The 20,967-nt window shown below is 68.6% G+C and carries 20 protein-coding genes; 11 read left to right on the top strand and 9 right to left on the bottom strand.

Features of this window, described 5'->3' with window-relative positions; genetic code table 11:
* Window positions 1-39 precede the first annotated feature (39 nt).
* Entirely contained in the window at window positions 40-1,095 is a 1,056-nt protein-coding gene (gene dapE, locus ACYVF6_RS26000; RefSeq protein WP_460525147.1) for a succinyl-diaminopimelate desuccinylase, read from the bottom strand.
* 115 nt (window positions 1,096-1,210) lie between these two features.
* On the opposite strand from dapE, the gene dapD reads away from it, so the two are divergent.
* The 3 genes from dapD to ACYVF6_RS26015 all read left to right on the top strand — a co-directional run bounded on the left by dapD (window position 1,211) and on the right by ACYVF6_RS26015 (window position 4,317).
* The gene (dapD, locus tag ACYVF6_RS26005; protein ID WP_460525148.1) at window positions 1,211-2,164 is read left to right on the top strand and encodes a 2,3,4,5-tetrahydropyridine-2,6-dicarboxylate N-succinyltransferase; all 954 of its coding nucleotides are present in this window, start codon (window positions 1,211-1,213) and stop codon (window positions 2,162-2,164) included.
* A gap of 49 nt (window positions 2,165-2,213) precedes the next feature.
* Window positions 2,214-3,071, top strand: a complete 858-nt coding sequence (locus ACYVF6_RS26010) for a hypothetical protein (RefSeq protein WP_460525149.1) — start codon at window positions 2,214-2,216, stop codon at window positions 3,069-3,071.
* 85 nt (window positions 3,072-3,156) lie between these two features.
* Window positions 3,157-4,317 carry a PrsW family intramembrane metalloprotease gene (locus tag ACYVF6_RS26015; protein WP_460525150.1) on the top strand — a complete coding sequence of 387 codons (1,161 nt, stop codon included), beginning with the start codon at window positions 3,157-3,159 and terminating at the stop codon, window positions 4,315-4,317.
* A gap of 219 nt (window positions 4,318-4,536) precedes the next feature.
* On the opposite strand, the gene ACYVF6_RS26020 is transcribed toward ACYVF6_RS26015, so the two are convergent.
* From ACYVF6_RS26020 to fdxA, 3 genes are read right to left on the bottom strand one after another with little or no spacing between them, the layout of a single operon-like run.
* Window positions 4,537-5,826, bottom strand: a complete 1,290-nt coding sequence (locus ACYVF6_RS26020; protein ID WP_460525151.1) for a type II citrate synthase — start codon at window positions 5,824-5,826, stop codon at window positions 4,537-4,539.
* A 47-nt stretch (window positions 5,827-5,873) separates the two neighbouring features.
* Window positions 5,874-6,971 carry a pyridoxal phosphate-dependent aminotransferase gene (dapC, locus tag ACYVF6_RS26025; protein ID WP_460525153.1) on the bottom strand — a complete coding sequence of 366 codons (1,098 nt, stop codon included), beginning with the start codon at window positions 6,969-6,971 and terminating at the stop codon, window positions 5,874-5,876.
* Window positions 6,968-7,297 (bottom strand): 4Fe-4S dicluster domain-containing protein, encoded by a 330-nt coding sequence (fdxA, locus tag ACYVF6_RS26030; protein WP_460525155.1) that lies wholly within the window; start codon window positions 7,295-7,297, stop codon window positions 6,968-6,970. Before fdxA ends, dapC begins: the two co-directional genes overlap by 4 nt.
* An 88-nt stretch (window positions 7,298-7,385) precedes the next feature.
* Between fdxA and ACYVF6_RS26035 the strand changes: the two genes are divergently transcribed.
* Window positions 7,386-8,396, top strand: a complete 1,011-nt coding sequence (locus ACYVF6_RS26035) for a GNAT family N-acetyltransferase (RefSeq protein ID WP_460525156.1) — start codon at window positions 7,386-7,388, stop codon at window positions 8,394-8,396.
* A gap of 325 nt (window positions 8,397-8,721) precedes the next feature.
* On the opposite strand, the gene ACYVF6_RS26040 is transcribed toward ACYVF6_RS26035, so the two are convergent.
* The 3 genes from ACYVF6_RS26040 to ACYVF6_RS26050 form a co-directional block, all read right to left on the bottom strand.
* Entirely contained in the window at window positions 8,722-10,605 is a 1,884-nt protein-coding gene (locus ACYVF6_RS26040) for a VanW family protein (protein WP_460525157.1), read from the bottom strand.
* Between the two features lie 106 nt (window positions 10,606-10,711).
* Window positions 10,712-11,296, bottom strand: coding sequence for a flavin reductase family protein (locus ACYVF6_RS26045; RefSeq protein ID WP_460525158.1), 585 nt, complete (start codon window positions 11,294-11,296; stop codon window positions 10,712-10,714).
* On the bottom strand, window positions 11,259-11,660 hold the full coding sequence (locus ACYVF6_RS26050) for a DUF6113 family protein (RefSeq protein WP_460525159.1): 402 nt from the start codon (window positions 11,658-11,660) through the stop codon (window positions 11,259-11,261). Before ACYVF6_RS26050 ends, ACYVF6_RS26045 begins: the two co-directional genes overlap by 38 nt.
* Before the next feature lie 148 nt (window positions 11,661-11,808).
* On the opposite strand from ACYVF6_RS26050, the gene ACYVF6_RS26055 reads away from it, so the two are divergent.
* Complete coding sequence (locus ACYVF6_RS26055; RefSeq protein ID WP_460525160.1) at window positions 11,809-12,702, top strand: dienelactone hydrolase family protein; 894 nt, start codon at window positions 11,809-11,811, stop codon at window positions 12,700-12,702.
* Window positions 12,703-12,789: 87 nt separating this feature from the next.
* Here ACYVF6_RS26055 and mshB read toward each other — a convergent pair whose 3' ends face one another.
* The gene (gene mshB / locus ACYVF6_RS26060) at window positions 12,790-13,683 is read right to left on the bottom strand and encodes a PIG-L family deacetylase (protein ID WP_460525161.1); all 894 of its coding nucleotides are present in this window, start codon (window positions 13,681-13,683) and stop codon (window positions 12,790-12,792) included.
* Window positions 13,684-13,795: 112 nt separating this feature from the next.
* Here mshB and ACYVF6_RS26065 point away from each other — a divergent pair, with 112 nt between their 5' ends.
* The 6 genes from ACYVF6_RS26065 to ACYVF6_RS26090 all read left to right on the top strand — a co-directional run bounded on the left by ACYVF6_RS26065 (window position 13,796) and on the right by ACYVF6_RS26090 (window position 19,485).
* Complete coding sequence (locus tag ACYVF6_RS26065; RefSeq protein ID WP_460525162.1) at window positions 13,796-15,922, top strand: S9 family peptidase; 2,127 nt, start codon at window positions 13,796-13,798, stop codon at window positions 15,920-15,922.
* A 74-nt stretch (window positions 15,923-15,996) separates the two neighbouring features.
* Entirely contained in the window at window positions 15,997-16,566 is a 570-nt protein-coding gene (locus ACYVF6_RS26070) for a DUF6318 family protein (RefSeq protein WP_460525163.1), read from the top strand.
* Entirely contained in the window at window positions 16,536-17,477 is a 942-nt protein-coding gene (locus ACYVF6_RS26075; protein ID WP_460525164.1) for a hypothetical protein, read from the top strand. Before ACYVF6_RS26070 ends, ACYVF6_RS26075 begins: the two co-directional genes overlap by 31 nt.
* Window positions 17,478-17,941: 464 nt before the next feature.
* Window positions 17,942-18,301, top strand: a complete 360-nt coding sequence (locus ACYVF6_RS26080) for an ArsR/SmtB family transcription factor (protein WP_460525165.1) — start codon at window positions 17,942-17,944, stop codon at window positions 18,299-18,301.
* Between the two features lie 5 nt (window positions 18,302-18,306).
* The gene (locus tag ACYVF6_RS26085) at window positions 18,307-18,801 is read left to right on the top strand and encodes an SRPBCC family protein (protein ID WP_460525166.1); all 495 of its coding nucleotides are present in this window, start codon (window positions 18,307-18,309) and stop codon (window positions 18,799-18,801) included.
* Window positions 18,802-18,948: 147 nt separating this feature from the next.
* Window positions 18,949-19,485 (top strand): dihydrofolate reductase family protein, encoded by a 537-nt coding sequence (locus ACYVF6_RS26090; RefSeq protein ID WP_460525167.1) that lies wholly within the window; start codon window positions 18,949-18,951, stop codon window positions 19,483-19,485.
* Between the two features lie 17 nt (window positions 19,486-19,502).
* On the opposite strand, the gene ACYVF6_RS26095 is transcribed toward ACYVF6_RS26090, so the two are convergent.
* Window positions 19,503-20,903, bottom strand: a complete 1,401-nt coding sequence (locus tag ACYVF6_RS26095; protein WP_460525168.1) for a hypothetical protein — start codon at window positions 20,901-20,903, stop codon at window positions 19,503-19,505.
* Between the last annotated feature and the right edge of the window lie 64 nt (window positions 20,904-20,967).

Genomic DNA, 20,967 nt, shown 5'->3' on the forward strand with positions numbered 1-20,967 from the left:
CCGGAAGACAACAGGCGGCAGCAGCAGCGCAAGCTCCCGTCAGCTCGTCAGCCAGGTACGCAGGCGTTCCTCGCACCGGTGCAGTTCCGCCACCGGTACGTACTCGTCCTTGGTGTGCGCCAGCGCCGACTCCCCCGGCCCGTAGTTGACCGCCGGCACGTTCAGCTCCGCGAAGCGCGCGACGTCCGTCCAGCCGAACTTCGGGTGTGGCTCGGCCTCGACCGCCTTCAGGAACGCCGCGGCCGCAGGCCGGTCCAGGCCTGGCAGCGCACCCGGCGCAGAGTCGCACAACGACACGTCGAAGCCGTCGAAGACCTCGCGTACGTGCGCGAACGCCTCTTCCTCCGAACGATTCGGCGCAAAGCGGTAGTTGACAGTCACCTCGCACTCGTCCGGGATCACGTTGCCCGCAACGCCTCCGGTGATGCCGACGGCGTTCAGGCCCTCGCGGTAGCCCAGCCCGTCGATGTCAACGACCCGCGGTTCGTAGGCCCGAAGCCGCGCCAGCACCTCGCCGGCCGAGTGGATCGCGTTCGAGCCCATCCAGGAACGCGCGCTGTGCGCCCGCGCACCCGGCACCGTGATCGCCGCGCGCAGCGTCCCCTGGCAGCCACCCTCGACCTGGGCCGACGACGGCTCCATCAGCACCGCGAAATCAGCCGCGAGCAGGTCCGGCGACTGACGCGCCAGCTGCCCCAGCCCGTTGCGCTCGGCCTCGACCTCCTCGCAGTCGTACGCGACGTACGTCACGTCCCGCACCGGAGCGACCACCGTCGCCGCGAGGCGGAGCAGCACTGCCAGCCCGCCCTTCATGTCGCAGGCGCCCAGGCCGTAGATCCGGTCGTCGACCCGGCGGTGCGGCAGGTTGCCGGCCTCCGGCACGGTGTCGAGGTGCCCGGCGATCACCACCCGGTCCGCCCGGCCGAGCGTCGTCCGCGCCACGATCGTGTTGCCGCGCCGCTCCACCTCGAGGTGGGCGTGCGCGCGCAGCCCTGCCTCGACCGTGTCGGCCAGCGATTTCTCGTTCCCGCTCACCGACTGAACGTCGACGAGCGCACAGGTGAGTTCTTCCACATCCACGGTCAGATCGAGCACCCTGGCAGTCTGCCATCCGGTACGTCGGCCAGGTGCCACCTGCCCGTCATCGGCCTGCTATCCGTCCGGCACCTCCCTGCCCCGCTGCCCACGCCTCTCTGGCAAGCTTTGGCGCATGTCGAACCTGGGATATCGGTCAACCGGCGCATGGGGTTTCGGGCTCGCAACCACCACATACGAGGGCAAAGTCCTCGACACGTGGTACCCGAAGCCCGAACTCGGCGAGCCCACCAGCTCCGAGGGTGACAAGCCGGCCGAGTTGGCGGCGCTGGAGACGGACGACGAGATCCGCCGGGTCCGGCGTACGGTCGTGCGCACCGTCGTCGCCTCGCTCGAAGAGCCGCCGGCCGACGCCCACGACGCGTACCTCCGCCTGCACCTGCTCTCGCACCGGCTGGTCCAGCCCAGGCAAGCCAACCTCGACGGCATCTTCGGCGTCCTGTCCAACGTGGTGTGGACGAACGCCGGCCCCTGCTCGCCCGACGACTTCGAACTGACCCGCGCCCGGTTGCAGGCCGCCGGCACAGCCGTCACGGTCTTCGGCATCGACAAGTTCCCGCGCATGGTCGACTACGTGATTCCGAGCGGCGTCCGGATCTGCGACGCCGACCGCGTACGGCTCGGCGCCCACCTCGCCGACGGCACGACTGTCATGCACGAGGGTTTCGTCAACTTCAACGCCGGCACGCTCGGCGCGTCGATGGTCGAGGGCCGGATCAGCCAGGGCGTGATCGTCGAGGACGGGTCCGACATCGGCGGCGGCGCCTCCATCATGGGAACGCTTTCCGGCGGCGGCAAGGAACTCGTGTCGATCGGCAAGCGTTGCCTGATCGGTGCCAACGCGGGAGTTGGCATCTCCCTCGGCGACGACTGCGTTGTCGAGGCGGGCACGTACGTCACGCAAGGCTCGAAGGTTCGGATGTCGGACGGCGAGATCGTCAAGGCGGTCGAGCTCTCCGGCGCACCCGGCCTGCTGTTCTGGCGCAACAGCGTCAGCGGCGGGCTCGAGGCCAACCCGCGCAAGCGTGCCGACTTCGAGCTCAACGAGGCACTCCACTCCAACACGTGAGGGCGATGACGGCTCCTAGATCTGGGGAACGACACCGGCAGGTACTGACATGCGGCGAGTGATCGCCTGGTTCGTAGCGATCGCGGTCGTGATCGGAGTTGTCGTCGCCGGCGCCAACCTACTCTCCACCTGGCTGGCTCGTCCTCTCGTGCAGGACGGCTGCGTCGCGCGCGCGAACCAGCAGAATACCGAGCTCAGCTTCGAGCAGGCCGAGAACGCGGCGTTGATCTCCGCGATCTCGGTCCGCCGCGGCCTCCCCGCCCGGGCGGCGACGATCGCGATCGCGACCGCGTTCCAGGAGACCGACATCCAGAACCTCGACTACGGCGACCGCGATTCGGTCGGCATCTTCCAGCAGCGGCCCAGCATGGGCTGGGGCGATCCCGAGCAGCTGATGGATCCGTACTACGCGACGAACAAGTTCTACGACCATCTGGTGAAGATCGACGGTTACGAAACCGCGCCCATCGACGAGGCCGCGCAGGCCGTCCAACGTTCGGCCGACGGCACGCTGTACGCCCAGCACGAGCCGGACGCGCGCGCACTGGCGTCGTCGTTGACCGGGCAGTCGCCGGCGGCGTTCTCGTGCACGGTGGCCGACCCGCCGAGCGAGCACGATCCCGCGGGCTTGCGTTCCGAACTGGCGAGGGCGTTCGGCTCCTCCGCCACGACGTCTTCGTCGGCATCGTCCGACACGATGACGGTGCCCGTGGCCTCGGGTACGGCAGCGGCGGCCCGCGGCTGGGCAATGGCCCATTTCGCGCTGGCCTACGGCCGGCAGTTCGGCGTGAGCACCGTGTCGTACGCCGGGCAGACCTGGAGCGCCCAGCAGTCCGACGCCGGCTGGCAAGCCGACGAGGGCGCGGCGGCGAACCGCATCGTGATCGGCTTCCAGTCGCCTGAGTAACTCGCGCGCCCCGGCTGGTGTATCGGATCGCTCACCTGGTTAGAACAGAAGTATTCCGGGGAGCGGTCGGAGAAAGGCGTTCGCGATGGCGGATATCCCTGCCGGCCGGCATGTCAGTGCCGCGCCTGCCGTCGGCCCGGCCCAAGGCATCCGGCGGCTGCCGCAATGGCTGCGCCTGCTCGGCGCCGGCTTGGCGCTGTGGGCGCTGACGGTCGTTGTCATCTTCTACACCGGCAACGTCAACCTGCTGCCGACACTCATCCTACTCGGCAGCTTCCTCGTACCCGTGACGTTCGTCGCCTGGGCGTTCGGACGTGCACACGCCCGCGACCTCCACATCGGGCAGATCGCGCGCGCGTTCCTGGTCGGTGGCGTGCTGGGCGTACTCGCCGCCTCGACGCTGGAGGCCTACTTCCTTTCACCGTCGCCGTTTCTGTACGTCGGCGTCGGGTTGATCGAGGAGCTGGTGAAGGCGTTGGCACTGGTCTTCGTCAGCCGCAGGGTCGTCCACCGTACGTTGCGCAACGGGCTCGTGCTCGGCGCGGCGGTCGGGTTCGGCTTCGCGGGCTTCGAGACCGCCGGCTACGCCATGACGTCGCTGCTGACGGTCCACGGGCTTTCGTTGCGCGCGCTGGTCGAGACCGAGATCCTGCGCAGCGTCCTGGCGCCGCTGGGCCACGGCCTGTGGACCGCGATCCTCGGCGGCGTCATCTTCGCGACGACCCGCAACGGCCACTGGCGCGTCACGCGCAACGTCGTCACGGCGTACGCCGGCGTCGTGATCCTGCACGCGTTGTGGGACTCCATGAGCATGATCGCGATCTACGTCACCGCACAGCTCACCCGGCCCGGCTGGGCCGCGCGCATGTGGGACAACGGCTTCTTGTCGAGTCCGACGGACCTGCAGGTGCACCTGTACACCGCGATCAACTGGATCGGCCTGATCCTGGTATCGACGGTCGGCCTGTTCTGGCTCGGCACGCTCCGTCGGCGGGTCGCGGTCGAGGAACGCAACGAGGCCGAGACCGAACGTCTGCGTGCCCGGATGGCCGCATCTCCGAACACGAGCGACGACTCACCAGACGACGACCCAGACGCTTCCGAGGCACAGGCGGCCGAAGCGCACCAGTCGGCGCCGGACGCAGAGCCGGAACCGGAGTACGGGGGGTACGAGGAGTACGTCGAGCCGTCTCCGGGCGGCCAGCACACCCCGCCTCCGGGCGGCCAGCACGCCGCCCGCGAATGACCACGTTAACCACGGACTTACGTGGTTAACGTGGTCATGAGGTGCCTCGCCACGCCAGTAGGTGCCTCGCCACGCCCCGGGGCGTGGTTAACCCGCCAACGACGTGGTTAACGTGGTCATTCGGGCCTGGCGATCCAGCCTGAACAACAGCGAAGCGGCGGCAGGCTGGTCGGTCCGTCCCAGCCTGCCGCCGCTTGGGCAGCGTGTGTGCGGATCAGCTCAGCGCCGGTCCATCGCGACGTAGTTGCGCTCGGCCTCACCGATGTAGACCTGCCGCGGCCGGCCGATCTTCGTCGCCGGGTCGCTGTTCATCTCACGCCACTGCGCGATCCAGCCCGGCAGCCGGCCCAGCGCGAACAGCACCGTGAACATCTTCGTCGGGAAACCCATCGCCCGATAGATCAGCCCGGTGTAGAAGTCGACGTTGGGGTAGAGCCTTCGCGAAATGAAGTAGTCGTCGTGCAACGCGACCTCTTCGAGTTCCTTCGCGATGTCGAGCAGTTCGTCCGACACCCCGAGCCGCTCCAGCACACCGTCGGCTGTCTTCTTCACGATCGCGGCCCGCGGGTCGTAGTTCTTGTAGACCCGGTGGCCGAAGCCCATCAGGCGGACGCCCTTTTCCTTGTTCTTCACCCGTGTCACGAAGCTCGACACGTCGCCGTGGGCGGCCTGGATCTCTTCCAGCATGTCGAGCACTTCGGCATTCGCCCCACCGTGCAGTGGACCGTACAAAGCCAGAATGCCCGCCGCCACCGAAGCGAAGAGATTCGCCTGCGACGAGCCCACCATGCGCACAGTCGAAGCCGAACAGTTCTGCTCGTGGTCGGCGTGCAGGATGAACAGCAGGTCGAGCGCCTCGGCGATCACCGGGTCGACTTCGTACGGCTCGGCAGGCAGCCCGAACGTCATCCGCAGGAAGTTGGGTACGTAGCCCAGGGCGTTGTCGGGGTAGAGGAAAGGCTGTCCAACCGTCTTCTTGTAGGCATAGGCGGCGATCGTCGGCAGCTTCGCCAGCAGGCGTACGGTCGAGATCTCGACCTGCTCGGGGTCGAACGGGTCGAGGCTGTCCTGATAGAACGTCGACAACGCGCTCACCGCCGACGACAGCACCGGCATCGGGTGCGCGTCGCGCGGGAATCCGTCAAAGAAGCGCTTCAGATCCTCATCGAGCAACGTGTGCCGCGTCACGCGGTTGGCGAAATCGTCGAGTTCGGACTGGCTTGGGAGCGCGCCGTAGATCAGGAGGTACGACGTCTCGAGGAAAGTGCTCTTCTCTGCCAACTGGTCAATGGGATATCCGCGATAACGGAGAATGCCCGCGTCACCGTCGATGTAGGTGATCGCGGACGTGCACGAAGCGGTGTTGACGAAGCCGTTGTCGAGTGTGACGTGCCCGGTTTCTTTCAGCAGCCGAGAGACATCGATACCCGCAGCACCTTCGGTCGCGTCCACGACCGGAAGCTCAATCTCGCCGTCGGCGTGCTTCAGCGTGAATTCTGCATCGGTCACGCTCGCGTCCTTTCGTCCCTGCGGCCTGGGGTCTCCAGCGCAATAGGTCAGAATCGAGCCGCGACCGCGGCGACTCGTTCGTTGGTTGCCGTGAAGGCTACCCTCACGTGCCCGGCGCCGCTCGTACCGTAGAACTCGCCAGGCGCCACGAGGACGCCTCGCTCAGCACACCACCGTACGCTCTCCCAGCACGACTCCTCGCGGGTTGCCCACAGGTAGAGGGCGCCTTGCGAATCGTCGATGCGAAAACCGGCTCGGGTGAACGATTCTCGCAGAATCGCCCGGCGTTCCAGGTAACGCGCCCGCTGTTGGTCAACGTGAGCATCGTCACCAAGCGCAGCCGTCATCGCATCCTGAATCGGGCGCGGAACCATCATTCCCGCGTGTTTGCGAATCTCCAGCAGGCGTGCGATGTAGTCCGGATCGCCCGTGACGAAACCACCGCGATAGCCGGCGAGGTTGGAGCGCTTGGACAAGGAATGTACGGAGAGCAGGCCCTCGTGAGTTCCGCCACAAACGTCAGTGTGCAAAGTCGAAACCGGCGTTGAATCCCAGCCGAACTCCAGATAACACTCGTCGGACACGACGAGAATGTGGCGTTCGCGCGCCCACGCCACGATTTTGGCGAGCTCGTCGCCCGGCGTGATCCGGCCGGTGGGGTTGGCTGGTGAGTTCAGCCACACCAGGCCGATCCGCTGTCCTTCGTTGACCGCGGCCTCGGCCTGGCCCATGGGTACGACCCGGCAACCCGCGATCAGCCCCCCGACTTCGTATGTCGGGTAAGCCGTGTCGGGCACGACGACCGTGGTGTCGGTGCCGTCTTCGGGGCCCAGCCCGAGCATCGTCGGCAGCCAGGCCACGAACTCCTTGCTGCCGATCGTCGGGAGCACCGCCTGCGGGTCCACCCCCTCGATGCCGAACCGGCGCCTGAGGTAGTCGACGACCGCCAGCCGCAGCTGCGGCGTGCCGTGGGTCGTGGGGTAGCCGGGCGCGTTGGCGGAGGCGGCCAGCGCCTCCTGCACAACGCTCGGCGTGGGGTCGACGGGAGTGCCGACCGACAGGTCGACGATCCCACCCACATGCTCGGCCGCCTGGGCCTTGTAGGGCTCCAGGCGGTCCCACGGAAAGTCGGGTAAGGGCTTCACTCTTCTTCGGTGTTCTGCGGTGGAAGCGCCGCGATGAACGGGTGATCCTTCTCGATCACACCGGTCTTGGACGCGCCGCCGGGAGAGCCGATGTCTTCGAAGAAGTCGACGTTGGCGGTGTAGTAGTCCTTCCACTGGTCCGGCACGTCGTCTTCGTAGAAGATCGCTTCGACGGGACAGACCGGCTCGCACGCACCGCAGTCGACACACTCGTCTGGCTGGATGTAGAGCATCCGCGTGCCCTCATAGATGCAGTCGACAGGACACTCGTCGACGCAGCCCCTGTCCTTCAGGTCCACGCATGGTTGCGCGATGACGTAGGTCACCGGGTCCTCCTCCTTCGTGCCGTCTCCCCCTAGTATCTCCGCCGATTGAGCGCCGCGCCGCACCAGGCCACACCGTAAGGTCTGATCCGTGCTCGAACCTGCTGATGTTGGCCGGAGAGTGGTGGTCCGGCGACGGCTCGAAGTCGTCGACGGGCGGCAACTCTACGGTGACGTGCTCGGTGATCTCATCTCGTGGGACGGCGGTGAGCTGGTCATACGTACGCGGGACGGCTCGCTGGTGCGGGTGAACTGGGTGGATGTCGTGGCCGGCAAGCCGGTACCACCGCCGCCCGCCGCCCGGGCCCCCCAGAGGGGCGAGACGCTGGCGAGGGTGGCCGCTTCCGGCTGGCCGGCTGTGGAGATTTCGCACCTCGGGGACTGGTGGCTGCAGGCTTCGGACGGCTTCACGGGACGGGCGAACTCCGTACAGCCGTCGGGGTCGCCGGGCCTGCCGCTGGATGCGGCGCTGGAGCGGGTGCGCTCGTTCTACGCCGAGCGCGGGCTGCCGGCCTGGATCCAGGTGGTGGTGGACTCGCCGCTGGAGTCCTCGCTGCTCGACCGCGGCTGGGAACTGCAGACCAGCGGCAAAGAGGCCTGGGCGACGACCGAGGTGTGGGTGTGCCGAGTCGCTGAGCTGATCGAGCGGCTGGAGGCGCTGGGGGTGCCTCCGGAGTCGGCGATGACGCCGCCGGTCGAGCTCGGAGACCTGGACGAGGAGTGGGAGCGGTTGTACGGGCGCTCCCTGTCGTCCGCGGCCGCCCACCACGTCCTGACCGGCGGCGACGGCGCTGTGCCGGTGGCGCTGGCCCGCCTCCGCGCCGGGGCGGGGCCGTCGGCGTCCGACCTGATCGCGATCGGCCGCGGAGTGGTGACCGGCGTGTGGCTCGGCCTCGCAGCGATCGAGGTCGCCCCTGCCCACCGGAGGCGGGGCTTGGCGCAGCGGGTGATGGCAGAGCTCACTCGCTGGGGAGCCTCTGCCGGCGCGCGGTGGGCGTACCTGCAGTTCGGTGAGGAGAACGCGCCCGCCCGCGCGCTCTACGAAAAGCTCGGCTTCCGCCCGGACCATCGCTACCGCTACTACGCCGCCCCGCCCGCCTGACCAGCCAGCTCGCCGGGCGCCCCGACCGCCGGGGCACGCACCCGCGGGCGCAACCTGCACAGCTCCACCTGCACAGCTCCGACTGCGACCAGCGTGGCCGGCAGAGCGGGCGAGCGCGCTCACCAGCAGCGCCGCCCCCGCATCCAGCCGCCATCTCGCAACCGCCATCGCGTCATGCCATTCCGCCACCGCTGTCGAGCTGTGGCGGCTGCGAGGTGACCTGGGCGGTCGGCACGCGCGGCTTGTCATCACAAAGACGCGCCGGTGGCCGGGGCGCTACACCCCACCACCGGCGCGAAAGACGCTCGGCCAGCCCTGTCGCCCGTTATTGGGACGGCGGCGGGTCTTCTGGCTTCTTGCCGCAGATCACCTTGTGCTCAGGGTTGTACTTGACGTGGTCCTTCTCCTCGTCGACCTGTTTGCCGTTGTGGTAGAGCCAGCGGTACACGTCGACCTGGAAGCCGGGCAGTCCTTCGGGCTGCTCGACGCACGTTTTCTTCTCGTCGTACTTGGTCTCTGGCGCCACGGTGTTGTAGCGGTCGGAGGTCTTGGTCTTGACGGTGTAGTACTTCGTGCTCCACAGCCGTACGGTCACCGATCCCTGCGAGCCCGGGGAGCTCTTGTCGCGCCAGGCTTGGACGTAGACGGCGTACGGGGTGGTGTTCTTCCACTTCAGGTCGAGCGAGCCCCAGTAGACGGTGGCTTCGCGCCCGACGGGGTAGCGCGAGATGTAGAAGCCGTGCGGCCGGTGCTCGACGTCCTGCATGCCGGCGAAGAAGGCCGCGTTGTAGGTCGTCGTGGCGACTTGGGAGACGCCGCCGCCGAGTTCTTCCTGCAGCGCGCCGCCCTTGATCACCAGGCCGGTGGTGAAGCCGTTCGCCTCGGTCCGCTCACCCACGATGCCGTTCATCGAGAACGTGCCGCCCGGCTTGACCAACGTGCCGTTGATCAGCTCGGCCGCGCGTCCGATGTTGACGTTGCGGTATTCGGGCGTCGGGTTCGTGGCGTGCGGGAAGTTCGTGGAGAACGAGCCCACGACCTCCTTGACGCCGTACGCCTCGACCTCCTTGGTGGTGAGGTCGGGTTCCGACTCCTCGGTCTTGACCTCGGCCACCCGCTCGTCGCCGGACTTGGCGAGCGCGGGTACGACAGCCGCCGACAGGGAGACGGCCGGCACGGTGTGACCCGGCTTGGCCGGAACGACCTTCGGCTTGCCGCCGCTGATCTCGATCTTGGCGTCCTTCGGCTTGGTGAGGACGTTCTTCAGCGAGGAGTCCAGCGACTTCAGCAGCTTCGCGCCGTCGAGCTTGGGTTCGAGCTTGCCGCCGCCGGCCGAGACCATGCTCAGCGCGGGTCCGACCTGCTCGGGCGACGCCTGCACCGACTTGCCGGCGATCTTGAGCGTGACCGGCCCGGACATCGCGGGCTCGGCGAAGTCGTTCATCGCCCGCTCGACCTCGGCCTTCGACACCTTGGGCGCCGCGAGCTTCGTCGGCAGCTCGATCGGGCTGCCACCGACCAGGAACGACGACTGGAGTACGTCAGACGCCTTGTCGAGGTCGAGCACCTGTCCCTCGACGGGCAGCACCGCCTTGGGCGTGCCGCCGGCGAACGTGATCGCGCCCTCCTGCGCCTTCTTGTCGGTCTTCGCGGCCACCTGCTTCAGCGCGGCGGAGAGCTTGGCGTCGTCGACGGTGAGTACGGGCGCCACGGCGTCACCGCCCGCGAGCGCGCCGAACAGCGTGACGGGGTTGATCGTGCGCCCGACGTAAGCCTTGTCGACCGTGCCCGGAACGTCGAGCGCGAGGCCCGCGTCGGCCGGCTTCAGGTCGTAGGTGCTCTTGCCGACGGCGAGCTGGATCTCCTTGTCAGCCTTGGGTCCGAGCTGCTCGCGCAGCTCCTGCTCGGCGGCGGCCTTGGAGAGCCCACCGATCGGCACGCCCGCGACGGTCGTGCCGGACGGGACCTTGCCGCCCGCGACGAAGACGAGCCCTGCGTAACCGAGCACGATCAGCGCGACCGCACCGCCGATGATGAACGGCGTGGGCGAGCGCCGCTTGCCCTCCGGCGGGAGGAGCGGCGGCTGGGCCGGCCCCGGGCGTCCAGGCTGGCCTGGTTGCCCCGGCTGACCCGGCTGCCCTGGGTACGGCGGGCGCCCTGGCTGTCCCGGCCGCTGACCAGGCCGGCCTTGCCCCTCCGGCCGGGTCATCTGAGGCGGTCCCCCGGGCTCGTACACGCTTTACTCCAAGATGTGACGTTCGACGATGATTGTGTGGCTTGACCCATAGTGGTCTTAAGAACGAGGCACGTACGCTCTATGACGCCCGACCGGGCGCATTCGTTGCAGAGATGTAGCGTCCCGCGTAGTAGACGAGCGGCCCCACTCGAGCCTCGTCGTTGATCGCCTCGGCGCTGACGACCTCACCGACCACGATCGTATGGTCTCCGCCGTCGTGGGTCGCAGTGGTACGGCATTCAAGCCGCGCCAGAGCGTCGGTGAACAGGGCAACACCGGTCACGCCGCGCTTGATGGCGTACGCGGTGAGCTGTCCGTCCAGCTCACGGCCGCGGATCGCGAGCGAGTCGGCGGCCTCCTGGCCTGTTTCGGCCAGAATGCTCACGCCCCACACGCCCGCGTCAAGCACCGCCTGGTGGAACCGCGCGATCTTCTCCACGCACACCAGCACGAGCGGCGGATCGAGCGAGAGCGACGTGAACGCCGTCGCCGTCATGGCGTGATCGACTGTGTTCTCAGCTTTCTCAGCGTTTCCGGCGTTTCCGGCGTTCTCGGGGGCATCGATGGTCGTGACGATCGTCACGCCGGAGGCGAAGCGCCGCAGCGCCGCGCGGTATGCCGCTTGCTCAGCGGAACCACGGCTCGGCGTCAGAGGCACGTTCATCGACGATACCCGGCGAACGCCCCATAACCGATCGCCCGATCGTCCACGTGGCCAGGCCGACACCGGCCAGCAGGTACGCGATGCCGAGCCAGTCGCCGCCAAGCAGGATGTCTCCCTCGGCGCGCGGCACGAGGAACACGATGGTGGGCACGGCCCAGCCGAGGGTGGCGGCGAGGGATCCGCCGACGCCGAACCGGCGAGCGGCCCCGAACAACCCGATCACCGCCGCGATCGCCAGCACGATGCCGTACGGGACGCCGAGACCGAGTACGTGGAGGTACGCGCGGGAGACGAAGACGGCACAAACCCCGGTGACCAGACCAATGACGAGCAGTACGGGGTAACCGAGCAGCCGGGCGAGCACGGCACGCAGCCTAAGCGGTGTGCCTGACCGGCCCGACGGGGCCTGCGTACAAGCCTTTCCGGCCGGTCCGGCGTTCGACGTGCGGTTGAACCGATCGCGGCCCGCATCCGATCTACTTTTGGGCAGACCTTACCTTCCGGGAGAGGCGATGACGGAGATCAAGAAGTATCTCGCCGAAGAGGTGGCGGAGGACCTCGCCGACGGCATCATCTCGCGACGTGAGGCGGTACGGCGGCTGGGCCTGCTGGGTGTCACCGGCGCGGCCGCCACGGGGCTGCTGACGACGTTCGCCTCCGGCGAGGCGGCGGCCGCCGCTCCGACGCCCATGCACGACAAGTTGGTCACGAGCTGGGCACCCGTCCCGCGCGAGTCGATCACGTTCGACGGTCCTCGCGTTCCGTTGCTGGCTGCCTGGGCGCCGGCGGCGAAGCCACGCGGCGGCGTGCTCGTCATCCACGAGAACCGTGGCCTTACCGTGCACATCCAGACGGTCGCCGGACGGCTCGCCGCCAGTGGGTACTCCGCGCTCGCGCTGGACCTGCTCTCCGAGGAGGGCGGCACCGGGGCGTTCCCGGACGAGGCGGCGGTGGCCGCGGCGCTCGCGGCGATCCCGCCGGAACGGTTCGACGAGGACATGAAGGCAGCGGTTACCGAGCTCAAGCGGCGGCTTCGCGGCAAGCAGCTGGCGGCGATCGGCTTCTGCTTCGGTGGCGCGATGGTCTGGCGCCTGCTCGCTGCCGGCGAACCGCGGCTCGCGGCGGCGGCGCCGTTCTACGGCCCGTTCCCCGAAGGCGGCGACCTCGATGGCTCCCGCGCCGCGGTGCTCGGCGTGTACGGCGGGCTCGACACACGGGTGAACGCGACCGTGCCCGCGGCGAAGGCGGCGCTGGAGGCGGCGCACCTGGAGCACGAGCTGCTGACGTTCACCGAGGCCGACCACGCGTTCTTCAACGACACCGGCGCCCGCTTCAACCCCCACGCGGCGACCGAGGCCTGGCGCCGAACGCTGAACTGGTTCGACGAAGCGACCCGCAAGCGCTGACCGAAGCCGGCGCGATGCCGGCCGGCGCCAGCCCAGACCCGGCGCCGCCAGCCCATGCCCGGCGCCCCCGCCTCAGCCCCGGCGGTCTCAGACGTCCAGCCCCGCGAAGAGGTCGGACTCGAAGCCGGTCGCCGGGTCGGTAGGGCCTTGGGTGCCGTGGATCAGGCGATAGCACTCGATGCCCCACACCTGGTTGCCCAGGTTGTTGGACAGCGCGAAGAACGGCCCGTCGACGCTGATCTGGGTCGCGTGGGCCCGCATCGCGTCGAGCTTCTGCTCGACGTAGGTCCCTGCCTCGATCCGCGCCGAGATGTATTCGTCGGGCACGAACATGCGCGGCAGCTCGCCTTCGGGATCCATACCGTCGAAGAAGAGCTCGTCGCCGGCCTCGCGCACCCGGCGCAGGCCCTCGCGGAACATCGACTCCCCCATCGCCGTCCAGTAGACCTTCGGGACGTTCCACGCGGCACCCAGATCGGGTCGGTACGACGGCACGCCGGCCAGCAGATAGGCGTACATCGCCACCCGGTGTGACTGGATGTGGTCGGGGTGGCCGTAGCCGCCGAACTCGTCGTAGGTCACCAGCACCTGCGGCCGCAGCTCGCGGATCACGGGCACCAGCAGGTCGGCCGCCGCCACCAGGTCGGCCCGCCAGAAGCAGTCCGGCCGCTCGTTGGCGGGAGTGCCGATCATGCCGGAGTCGCGGTAGTGCCCGGCCGAGCCCAGCCACCGATAGTCGGAGACACCGAGCACGGACATCGCCGCGGCCAGCTCTTTCTCACGGTAAGTGCCCAGGCCGTCGGACTGGTCCGCGGCCAGGTGGGCCAGGTCGGGTACGAGGATCTCGCCCTCTTCGCCGCGCGTACAGGTCACCAGCGTGACGTGTGCGCCCTCCGCGGCGTACTTGGCCATCGTCGCGCCGTTGCCGATGGTCTCGTCGTCTGGATGTGCGTGTACGAACAGGATTCGCCGGTCTGCCATGGCTCCCAACCCTACGAGGACCCACCGACAACCGGGCGCGGGACAAGACGGCGCAAAACGAGACGGCGCCGCGTCCGGCACCGGTTTGGGCGGTCGTGCCAATATCGGGCACGTGACGACGAAAGAGCCGGCCGATTCCGTGTCCTACCCGCGCCTGTCCGCCCGCACCCTCCGATTCAGTCTCGGAGCACCCCGCAACTTCACCGTCAGTCCCGACGGCGAGCGGGTCGTCTTCCTGCGCGCGCCAAGCGGCACCGATCGCGGGACGATGCTGTGGACGTACGACGTCGCGAGTGGCGCGGAGCGGGTGATCGTCGAGCCGGCCGCGCTGCTGTCGGCCGCCGACGAGGAGCTCTCGCCGGAGGAACGCGCCCGCCGTGAGCGGCTGCGCGAGGGCGCGGGCGGCGTCGTCGGGTACGCCACCGACACCGCCGTCAAGGTCGCGGCGTTCGCCCTGTCGTCCCGGCTCTGGGTCGCCGACCTCGACACCGGTGAGGTCCGCGAGCTCCCGGCCCAGTCCCCCGTCGTCGACCCGCGCCCGGACCCGACCGGCACCTACGTCGCGTACGCCAGCAACGGCCAGTTGCGGGTCAGCCGCGTCGACGGCACTCTCGACCGCGCACTCGCCGAGCCCGGTAGCGGGCCAGGATCGGACACCATCGCCTGGGGTACGGCCGAGTTCATCGCGTCGGAGGAGCTCGACCGCTTCCGCGGCTTCTGGTGGTCTCCCGACGGCACGAGCCTGCTGACCGAACGCTACGACGAAGCTCCGGTCCACCAATGGTCGATCGCCGACCCGGCCAACCCCGACCGCGAGCCGGCCAAGGTGCGCTACCCCGCCGCCGGCACACCCAACGCCGACGTCTCGCTGTGGTTCGTCGACGTCGGCGGCCACTCCAGGCTCGAGGTCGAGTGGGATCGCGAGCGATTCCCTTACGTGGCTGACGTTTCCTGGCCGGCCGATGCCGCGGGACCGCTGCTGTGGGTGCTGAGCCGTGACCAGCGCACCGCCCAGCTGCTCGCCGTCGACACCGAGTCGCGCACCACCAAGCTGCTGCACGAGGCCACCGACGACGCCTGGATCGACGTCGTGCCCGGCGCTCCGGCGCTGCTCCCCGACGGCCGCCTGCTCACGATCGCCGACGAGCCCGGCACCCGGCGGCTCGCGGTCGACGGCAAGCCCGTCACGCCAGAAGGCCTGCAGGTCGCCGCCGTCCTCCACACCGGCGAGCACGGCGTCCTGATGGCCGCCACCACCGAACCCACCGAGCAGCACGTCTACCGCGTGGCGCCCGATGGCACCCTCACCGCGCTGACGCGGGCCCAGGGCGTCCACACCGCCCGCGCCGGCGGCTCCGTCGTCGTGCTGACGTCGACCTCGCTCGACTACTTCGGCGTCCAGGTGCGCGTGCTGAAAGACGATGCCGAGGTCGGCCAGATCGCCTCCCTGCAAGCGAAACCGCCGCTCGAGCCGAACGTCACGCTGGTCAAGCTCGGCGAGCGCGAGCTGCGCGCGGCCGTCCTCTTCCCGCGCGACCACACGCCCGGTTCGCGGAAGCTGCCGATGCTGCTTGCTCCGTACGGCGGACCGCACGGCGCGATGGCGCGGGCCGCGCTGAGCTTCTTCCTCACCCCGCAGTGGCTCGCCGACCAGGGTTTCTGCGTGATCGTCGCCGATGGTCGCGGCACACCCAACCGCGGTCCGGCCTGGGAACGCCTCGTGCTCAACGACTTCGCCAGCACGCTCGACGACCAGGTCGAGGCCGTGCAGCGGGTCGCCGAGCTCTACCCCGCGGACGTCGACGCCGATCGGGTGGCGATCCGCGGCTGGTCGTACGGCGGCTACCTCTCCGCGCTCGCGGTCATCGAGCGCGGTGACGTCTTCCACGCCGCGGTGGCGGGCGCGCCTGTCACCGACTGGAGGCTGTACGACACGGCCTACACCGAGCGCTACCTCGGCGATCCGAACGAGCAGCCGGAGGTCTACGACCGGAACGGCCTGATCGACACCGCCGGCAAGCTCGAACGGCCGCTGCTGCTGATCCACGGCCTGGCCGATGACAACGTCGTGGTCGCCAACACGCTGCGACTGTCGGGCGCGCTGCTGGCGGCCGGTCGTCCACACACGGTGATCCCGCTGTCCGGCGTCACGCACATGACGCCGCAGGAAGTCGTCGCGGAAAACCTCCTGCTGCTGGAGGTCGAGTTTTTCCACAGGGTGCTGCCCGCTGTGGACTGATTTCTGCGGCGTTTTAGCCTGTCCTGCTAGCCTAAAGTCCGAATCGAGGGGTTTTACTCGGAAAGGGCTTTGGCATGCGGTTCAGGCGAATCGCCGGGTTGGCGACGCTCATCACTGCCTGCGCGCTCGCGATCTCCGGCTGTAACGGCGGTGGCTCTCCAGAGGGCACGACGCTCACCGGTGATGGCGACACCACGACCGCATCCGCCTCGCCGACGACGACCGCGTCACCCACTCCCACCAAGACCACTGGCACCACGCAGCCGGAGACGGAAGAACAGAAGGTCATCCGTACCTTCGTGGCGGCCCTCAACACCATGACCGCGAGCGGCGACACCAAGCCGTTCCTCGCACTGTGCACATCCAAGAGCGAGGGCTGCGCCGTGGCGGCGAAGTCGATCGCCGACGTCTACAAGGCCGGCGGCTCGTTTGACGGCCCGACCTATCGGATCACCGACTGGGCGCTGGCGCCCACTGGCAAGAACCCGGTGAAGGTGCAGGCCTATCTGGCATATGACGCCTACACCTACACCGAGAAGAAGGGCACCGCGCCGAAGTCCGGCAAGGCGGGCAGCGATCTCTACGAGTTCCACCTGGTACGGGAGGGAAGCACATGGAAAGTCCAGCAGTACTTCGTTCCATAGGCAGACGACGGCCGCGCCTACTGGTGTACGCGCTCCTGCTCGCGCTGCTGGTGGCACCCGGCACCGTTGCGGGCACGGCACTGCTCGCCGGTCCGGCTTCCGCCGAGAAGCACTGCCGGATGGTCGACAGCCCACCGCCCCGGCACCTCGAGTGCAGCGGCAGCGAGAACGATCCGGGCGACCCAGGTGATCCGGGCGACCCCGGCGATCCTGGCAACCCGGATCCGGGCCCACAGCCGGAGCACTACTACACCCCGGCCTGCTCGATCAACGGCCCGCCGCCGAACGACCCTGGCGTCATGTGCATGGGTGCGGCCAACGGCTGCGACGCTCGTGGCGAGGAAGACGCCATCATGATGCGTCACTACATCCAGAACGAGCCGCCGAACGGACCCTGGGAGCTGGTCGGCACCGAGTGCCGCGGGCCGGATGAGCCCAACGAGCCGCAGCCGCCCACACCGGACCAGATCCGGGAGGCGCTGATCGACCGTTACCTGCCGAAGGGCACTGTCGGGCTGAGCCCGCCGAACGGCCGCACGCTCGTCGGCCTGGAGACCGTCTTCTACACCGACGCTCCCGAGAGCTACAACGAGACCGTCGACATCCTCGGCACACCGGTCACCATCGACGCCGTCGCTGTGCGCTACATCTGGCACGCCGGCGACGGCACGTTCGAGAGCAACCACCGCGGCATTCCGTACCAAGCCGGTGACGACGACATGAGCAAGTACGTCACGCACAAGTACCTCCAGACCACTGGTGAGGACGGATACGCCGTGTCCGTGGACGTGGTGTGGAACGTCAGCTACACCATCGGCGGTGCGACCCAGTCGCTCGGCGAACTGCCCACGCCGGGAACCGAGACCACGCAGGTCGTGGTGATGCAGGGTGACCCCCGCCTGACCGGCTGACCAACTCGATCGACAGACGCCAGACGCAGACGTGGCCATCAGGGCGATTCGCCTTGGTGGCCACGTTGCATGTGCCTGGGTCGTCCTACTCGGGCAAGCACCAACGGCATGCGGTCACGGCTGCAGGCGCTGGTGGACCCGTATGGACGGTAGTTGTGGGTCAGCCACGGCCTACCGGCAGCGTGCAGGAGCTGGCCGCCGCCCACCGCCCCACGGCCTCAGCGCCGTGACCAGCGCTCAAACGCTGGAGCATCCTGCAACACGCCCCGATGCCCGCGTCGCATCGGCACCATCGCCAAAGCCATCCACACCCTCCTCATCCGCACCTGAACCAGGATGAGAAGGCTCGATGACCACGGTTGCAGGGTCGTTGCGGGCGCTTCCCGGGTTAGGAAGTAGCGCGGACCGCTCCTCCCCGCCGAGCGCAGTTGACAACCCTCAGCCGAACGCTAATACTTAGTCATATGGCTAAGTATTCGGACGAGGCCGGCAGCGACGCCGAGCTCGACCGGATGTTTCGCGCGCTGGCGGACGGCACCCGCCGGGCGATGGTGGCCCGGCTGGTCCACGGACCGGCTTCGGTGAGCCAGCTCGCGGAACCGTTCGGCATGGCGCTGCCCACAGTCGTCCAGCACCTGCGGGTGCTCGAGGAGGCGCGGATCGTGTCGTCGGAGAAGGTCGGCCGGGTGCGCACCTACCAACTCGTACCCGACGCGCTGGTCCCGGCCAACGCCTGGATCGTGGCCCACCGCCGCCCGCAGGAACGCCGGCTCGACCGCCTCGGCGACTACCTCACCAAACCATCCCCGACTCAGGAGGACTGACCGACATGACCGACCGCACCCAGACCCACGCCACGTTCGTGCTCGAGCGCGAGTACCCCGTTCCGGTCGACCGCGTGTGGGCAGCCTTCGCCGACCCCGAGATCAAGCGCAAGTGGTTCGGCAGCGACGACTTCGTTTACGTCGAGCGCGCCGACGACTTCCGGGTCGGCGGTGCATCGGTCGACGACGGGCGGCACCGGGACGGCGGCCTGCTGTCCCAGTACCACGCCACGTACACCGACATCGCACCCAACGAGCGGATCGTCTACACGTACGACATGTGGCTCGACGGGGCGCACGCCTCGACGTCGATCGCCACGATCGTGTTCGCGCCCACGGACGACGGCGCGGGCCAGGGAACCCGGCTCACGTTCACCGAGCAGGGCGTCTATCTCGACGGTGTGCACGGCCCCGGGCCGGACGCCGCGGCCGGTCGCGAGTCCGGTACCGCCGGCCTGCTCGACGCGATCGGCAAGCTACTCGTCACCGAACAACGATAGGAACAGCAAACCGATGGCTGGCAAGGTGTTTTTCAGCATGACGATGTCGCTGGACGGATTCGTCGCACCCGAGACCGTACCCGCCGAGGATCTCTTCGGGCCCGAGAGAAAGCCGGACGACCCGAGGGTGCGGCGCTGGATGTCGCAGTGGTCCGAACTGCATCAGGCGGCGTTCCGCAGCGGTTCTTCCGGGAGAACCTCAAGCTCGGCAACGGCGGCGAGGAAGGACTCGACAACGACCTCGCGCGGGCGACCCACGAGCGCACCGGCGCCAGCGTCATGGGCAAGCGTATGTTCGACGCCGGGGAGCTGTCCTGGCCGCGGGAGGCGCCGTTCCACACCCCGGTCTTCGTCGTGACGCACACCAAGCGGGATCCCTGGGAGCGGCCCGGCGGCACGACCTTCCACTTCGCCAACGACGGTATCGAAGCCGCGCTCGACCAGGCCCGCGAGGCCGCCGGCGACCGAGACGTCCGCATCGCCGGCGGCGGCACAACGGTCCTGGAGTATCTGAACGCCGGCCTGGTCGACGAGTTCATGATCACCCTGTCGCCCGTGCTGTTCGGCTCCGGAATCCGCCTGTTCGACGGCGTCGACCCCGACCGCGTGGTCTTGGAGCCGGTCCGTGCGGAGCCCTCCCCGCAGGGAGTGACGTACCTGAGCTACGCGGTCCGACGACGGTAGGCGCACCGGCAGGCCGTTCAACGTTGGTCCGAGTTGGCGTGTGGTCCGACTTTCACATGGCGCGAGCCGTGGAGCGCGGGACCGCGCTTGGCGCGCAGCACCACCCCCTTGTTGCCGGCCGACCAGGAAGGCAGTGTGGGCCAGCGTCGCATGAGGGCGTTGCGGAGTTCACGGCCGCGCACGTTGACGATGCCGCTGCCGAGCAGCGCGGCGACGAACACGCTCACCGAGATGATCAGTGCGATGAGTGACTCGGTGCGATAGGCGGCGAAGACGTCCTGCGAGCCCAGCCCCATACCCTGGCCGAGCAGGTACGAGGACGCGCTGAACACCAAACCGGCCCCTGACATCGCCGCACCGACCAGCGCCAGTGGATGCGTGCGCCGCCGCGCGTGATAGGCCAGCAGGTCCTCGGCCGGCCGGCCGGACCGAGGGTCGGCCAGGCTTGCGCGCAGGTCGGCACGCTCGGACCGGCGCCGCCTCCAGTCGAGCAGTACGCCGACCACCGCGAGAAGCATGGCCAAGGCAAGCAGGACCGCGAAGATCCAGAATCCCCAGGCGAGAATGTCCTCGACGAACGACGAGTAGGTGGTCTCATCACACTCGGTGGTCCCACCTCCAGGGACGCGTGCGCAGCGCATCCCCAGCGCCCCGGTCAGCGCGACGAAACCCACGCCCGCGAGAACAGCCGCGCCGTAGATGTAGCGATCGCCGATCGAGGACCCGAACAGCTTCTTCTTGCCCGCGTCGCCCCGGCTTGCCTGGTGGGCCGGCCTCCAGGCCTTTCCTTCGTCCTCCACGCTCCAGTGCGCGGCGATCCGAGCCTTGCGCCGTTCATGAGCCGCGGTGAACCACTTGCGGGCGGCCAAGCCGACCAGAAGCATGACCAAGGCGTAGCCGGTCACGATCGAGAAGATGAGCAGGCTTTCCGAATCCGCTCTGTCGAACAGCATCACAAGCAGTCCGATCACACCCACCAGACCGGTAACGGCTGCAGTCGCCCACGCGAAGAAGATGAGCTGTTCCGCGGGCTCACGGGTGACCGACTCAACCTGTTGGGGAGAAGGCACCTCGTAGCGGGACGCGCCCCGCGCGGCGGCCCGGACAAGTGCCTTCGACGTGGCCACCTCACGCACGTAACTCGCCACCGCGGACGCACCCCACGCGACCGACGCGAGTGCCGCCAGAACGCCGACGCTCATGCGACTGAGATGGTCGATGGCCTCCTCGACACCGGGATCGCCCAGCAGAGCCTCTTCGGCCAGCAGGCCCACACCCAAGATCAGCACGAAGGCGCATCCCAGGCCGATCAGGAAGGCGACCAGAGCGCCGGCGCACGCGCGCGCTACCTCACCAACCAGCCCGACGTCGTACTCATGCCAGTGCCACGGATTCGACCGGCTGCCGTCGTCACTCACCGAGAGTCTCCATCACCTGAAACGATCCCCCGTCACATCCCTGGTAAAAGCGGAGCTGCCCCGC

This window comes from Flindersiella endophytica (assembly GCF_054779015.1).

Coding starts and splice junctions, on each gene's coding strand:
- ACYVF6_RS26070 (WP_460525163.1), top strand. CDS start 15,997: ATGCGGTTCAGGCGAATCGCCGGGTTGGCGACGCTCATCACTGCCTGC.
- ACYVF6_RS26075 (WP_460525164.1), top strand. CDS start 16,536: ATGGAAAGTCCAGCAGTACTTCGTTCCATAGGCAGACGACGGCCGCGC.
- mshB (WP_460525161.1), bottom strand. CDS start 13,683: ATGGCAGACCGGCGAATCCTGTTCGTACACGCACATCCAGACGACGAG.
- dapD (WP_460525148.1), top strand. CDS start 1,211: ATGTCGAACCTGGGATATCGGTCAACCGGCGCATGGGGTTTCGGGCTC.
- ACYVF6_RS26080 (WP_460525165.1), top strand. CDS start 17,942: ATGGCTAAGTATTCGGACGAGGCCGGCAGCGACGCCGAGCTCGACCGG.
- ACYVF6_RS26045 (WP_460525158.1), bottom strand. CDS start 11,296: ATGAACGTGCCTCTGACGCCGAGCCGTGGTTCCGCTGAGCAAGCGGCA.
- ACYVF6_RS26010 (WP_460525149.1), top strand. CDS start 2,214: ATGCGGCGAGTGATCGCCTGGTTCGTAGCGATCGCGGTCGTGATCGGA.
- ACYVF6_RS26040 (WP_460525157.1), bottom strand. CDS start 10,605: ATGACCCGGCCGGAGGGGCAAGGCCGGCCTGGTCAGCGGCCGGGACAG.
- ACYVF6_RS26055 (WP_460525160.1), top strand. CDS start 11,809: ATGACGGAGATCAAGAAGTATCTCGCCGAAGAGGTGGCGGAGGACCTC.
- ACYVF6_RS26015 (WP_460525150.1), top strand. CDS start 3,157: ATGGCGGATATCCCTGCCGGCCGGCATGTCAGTGCCGCGCCTGCCGTC.
- ACYVF6_RS26085 (WP_460525166.1), top strand. CDS start 18,307: ATGACCGACCGCACCCAGACCCACGCCACGTTCGTGCTCGAGCGCGAG.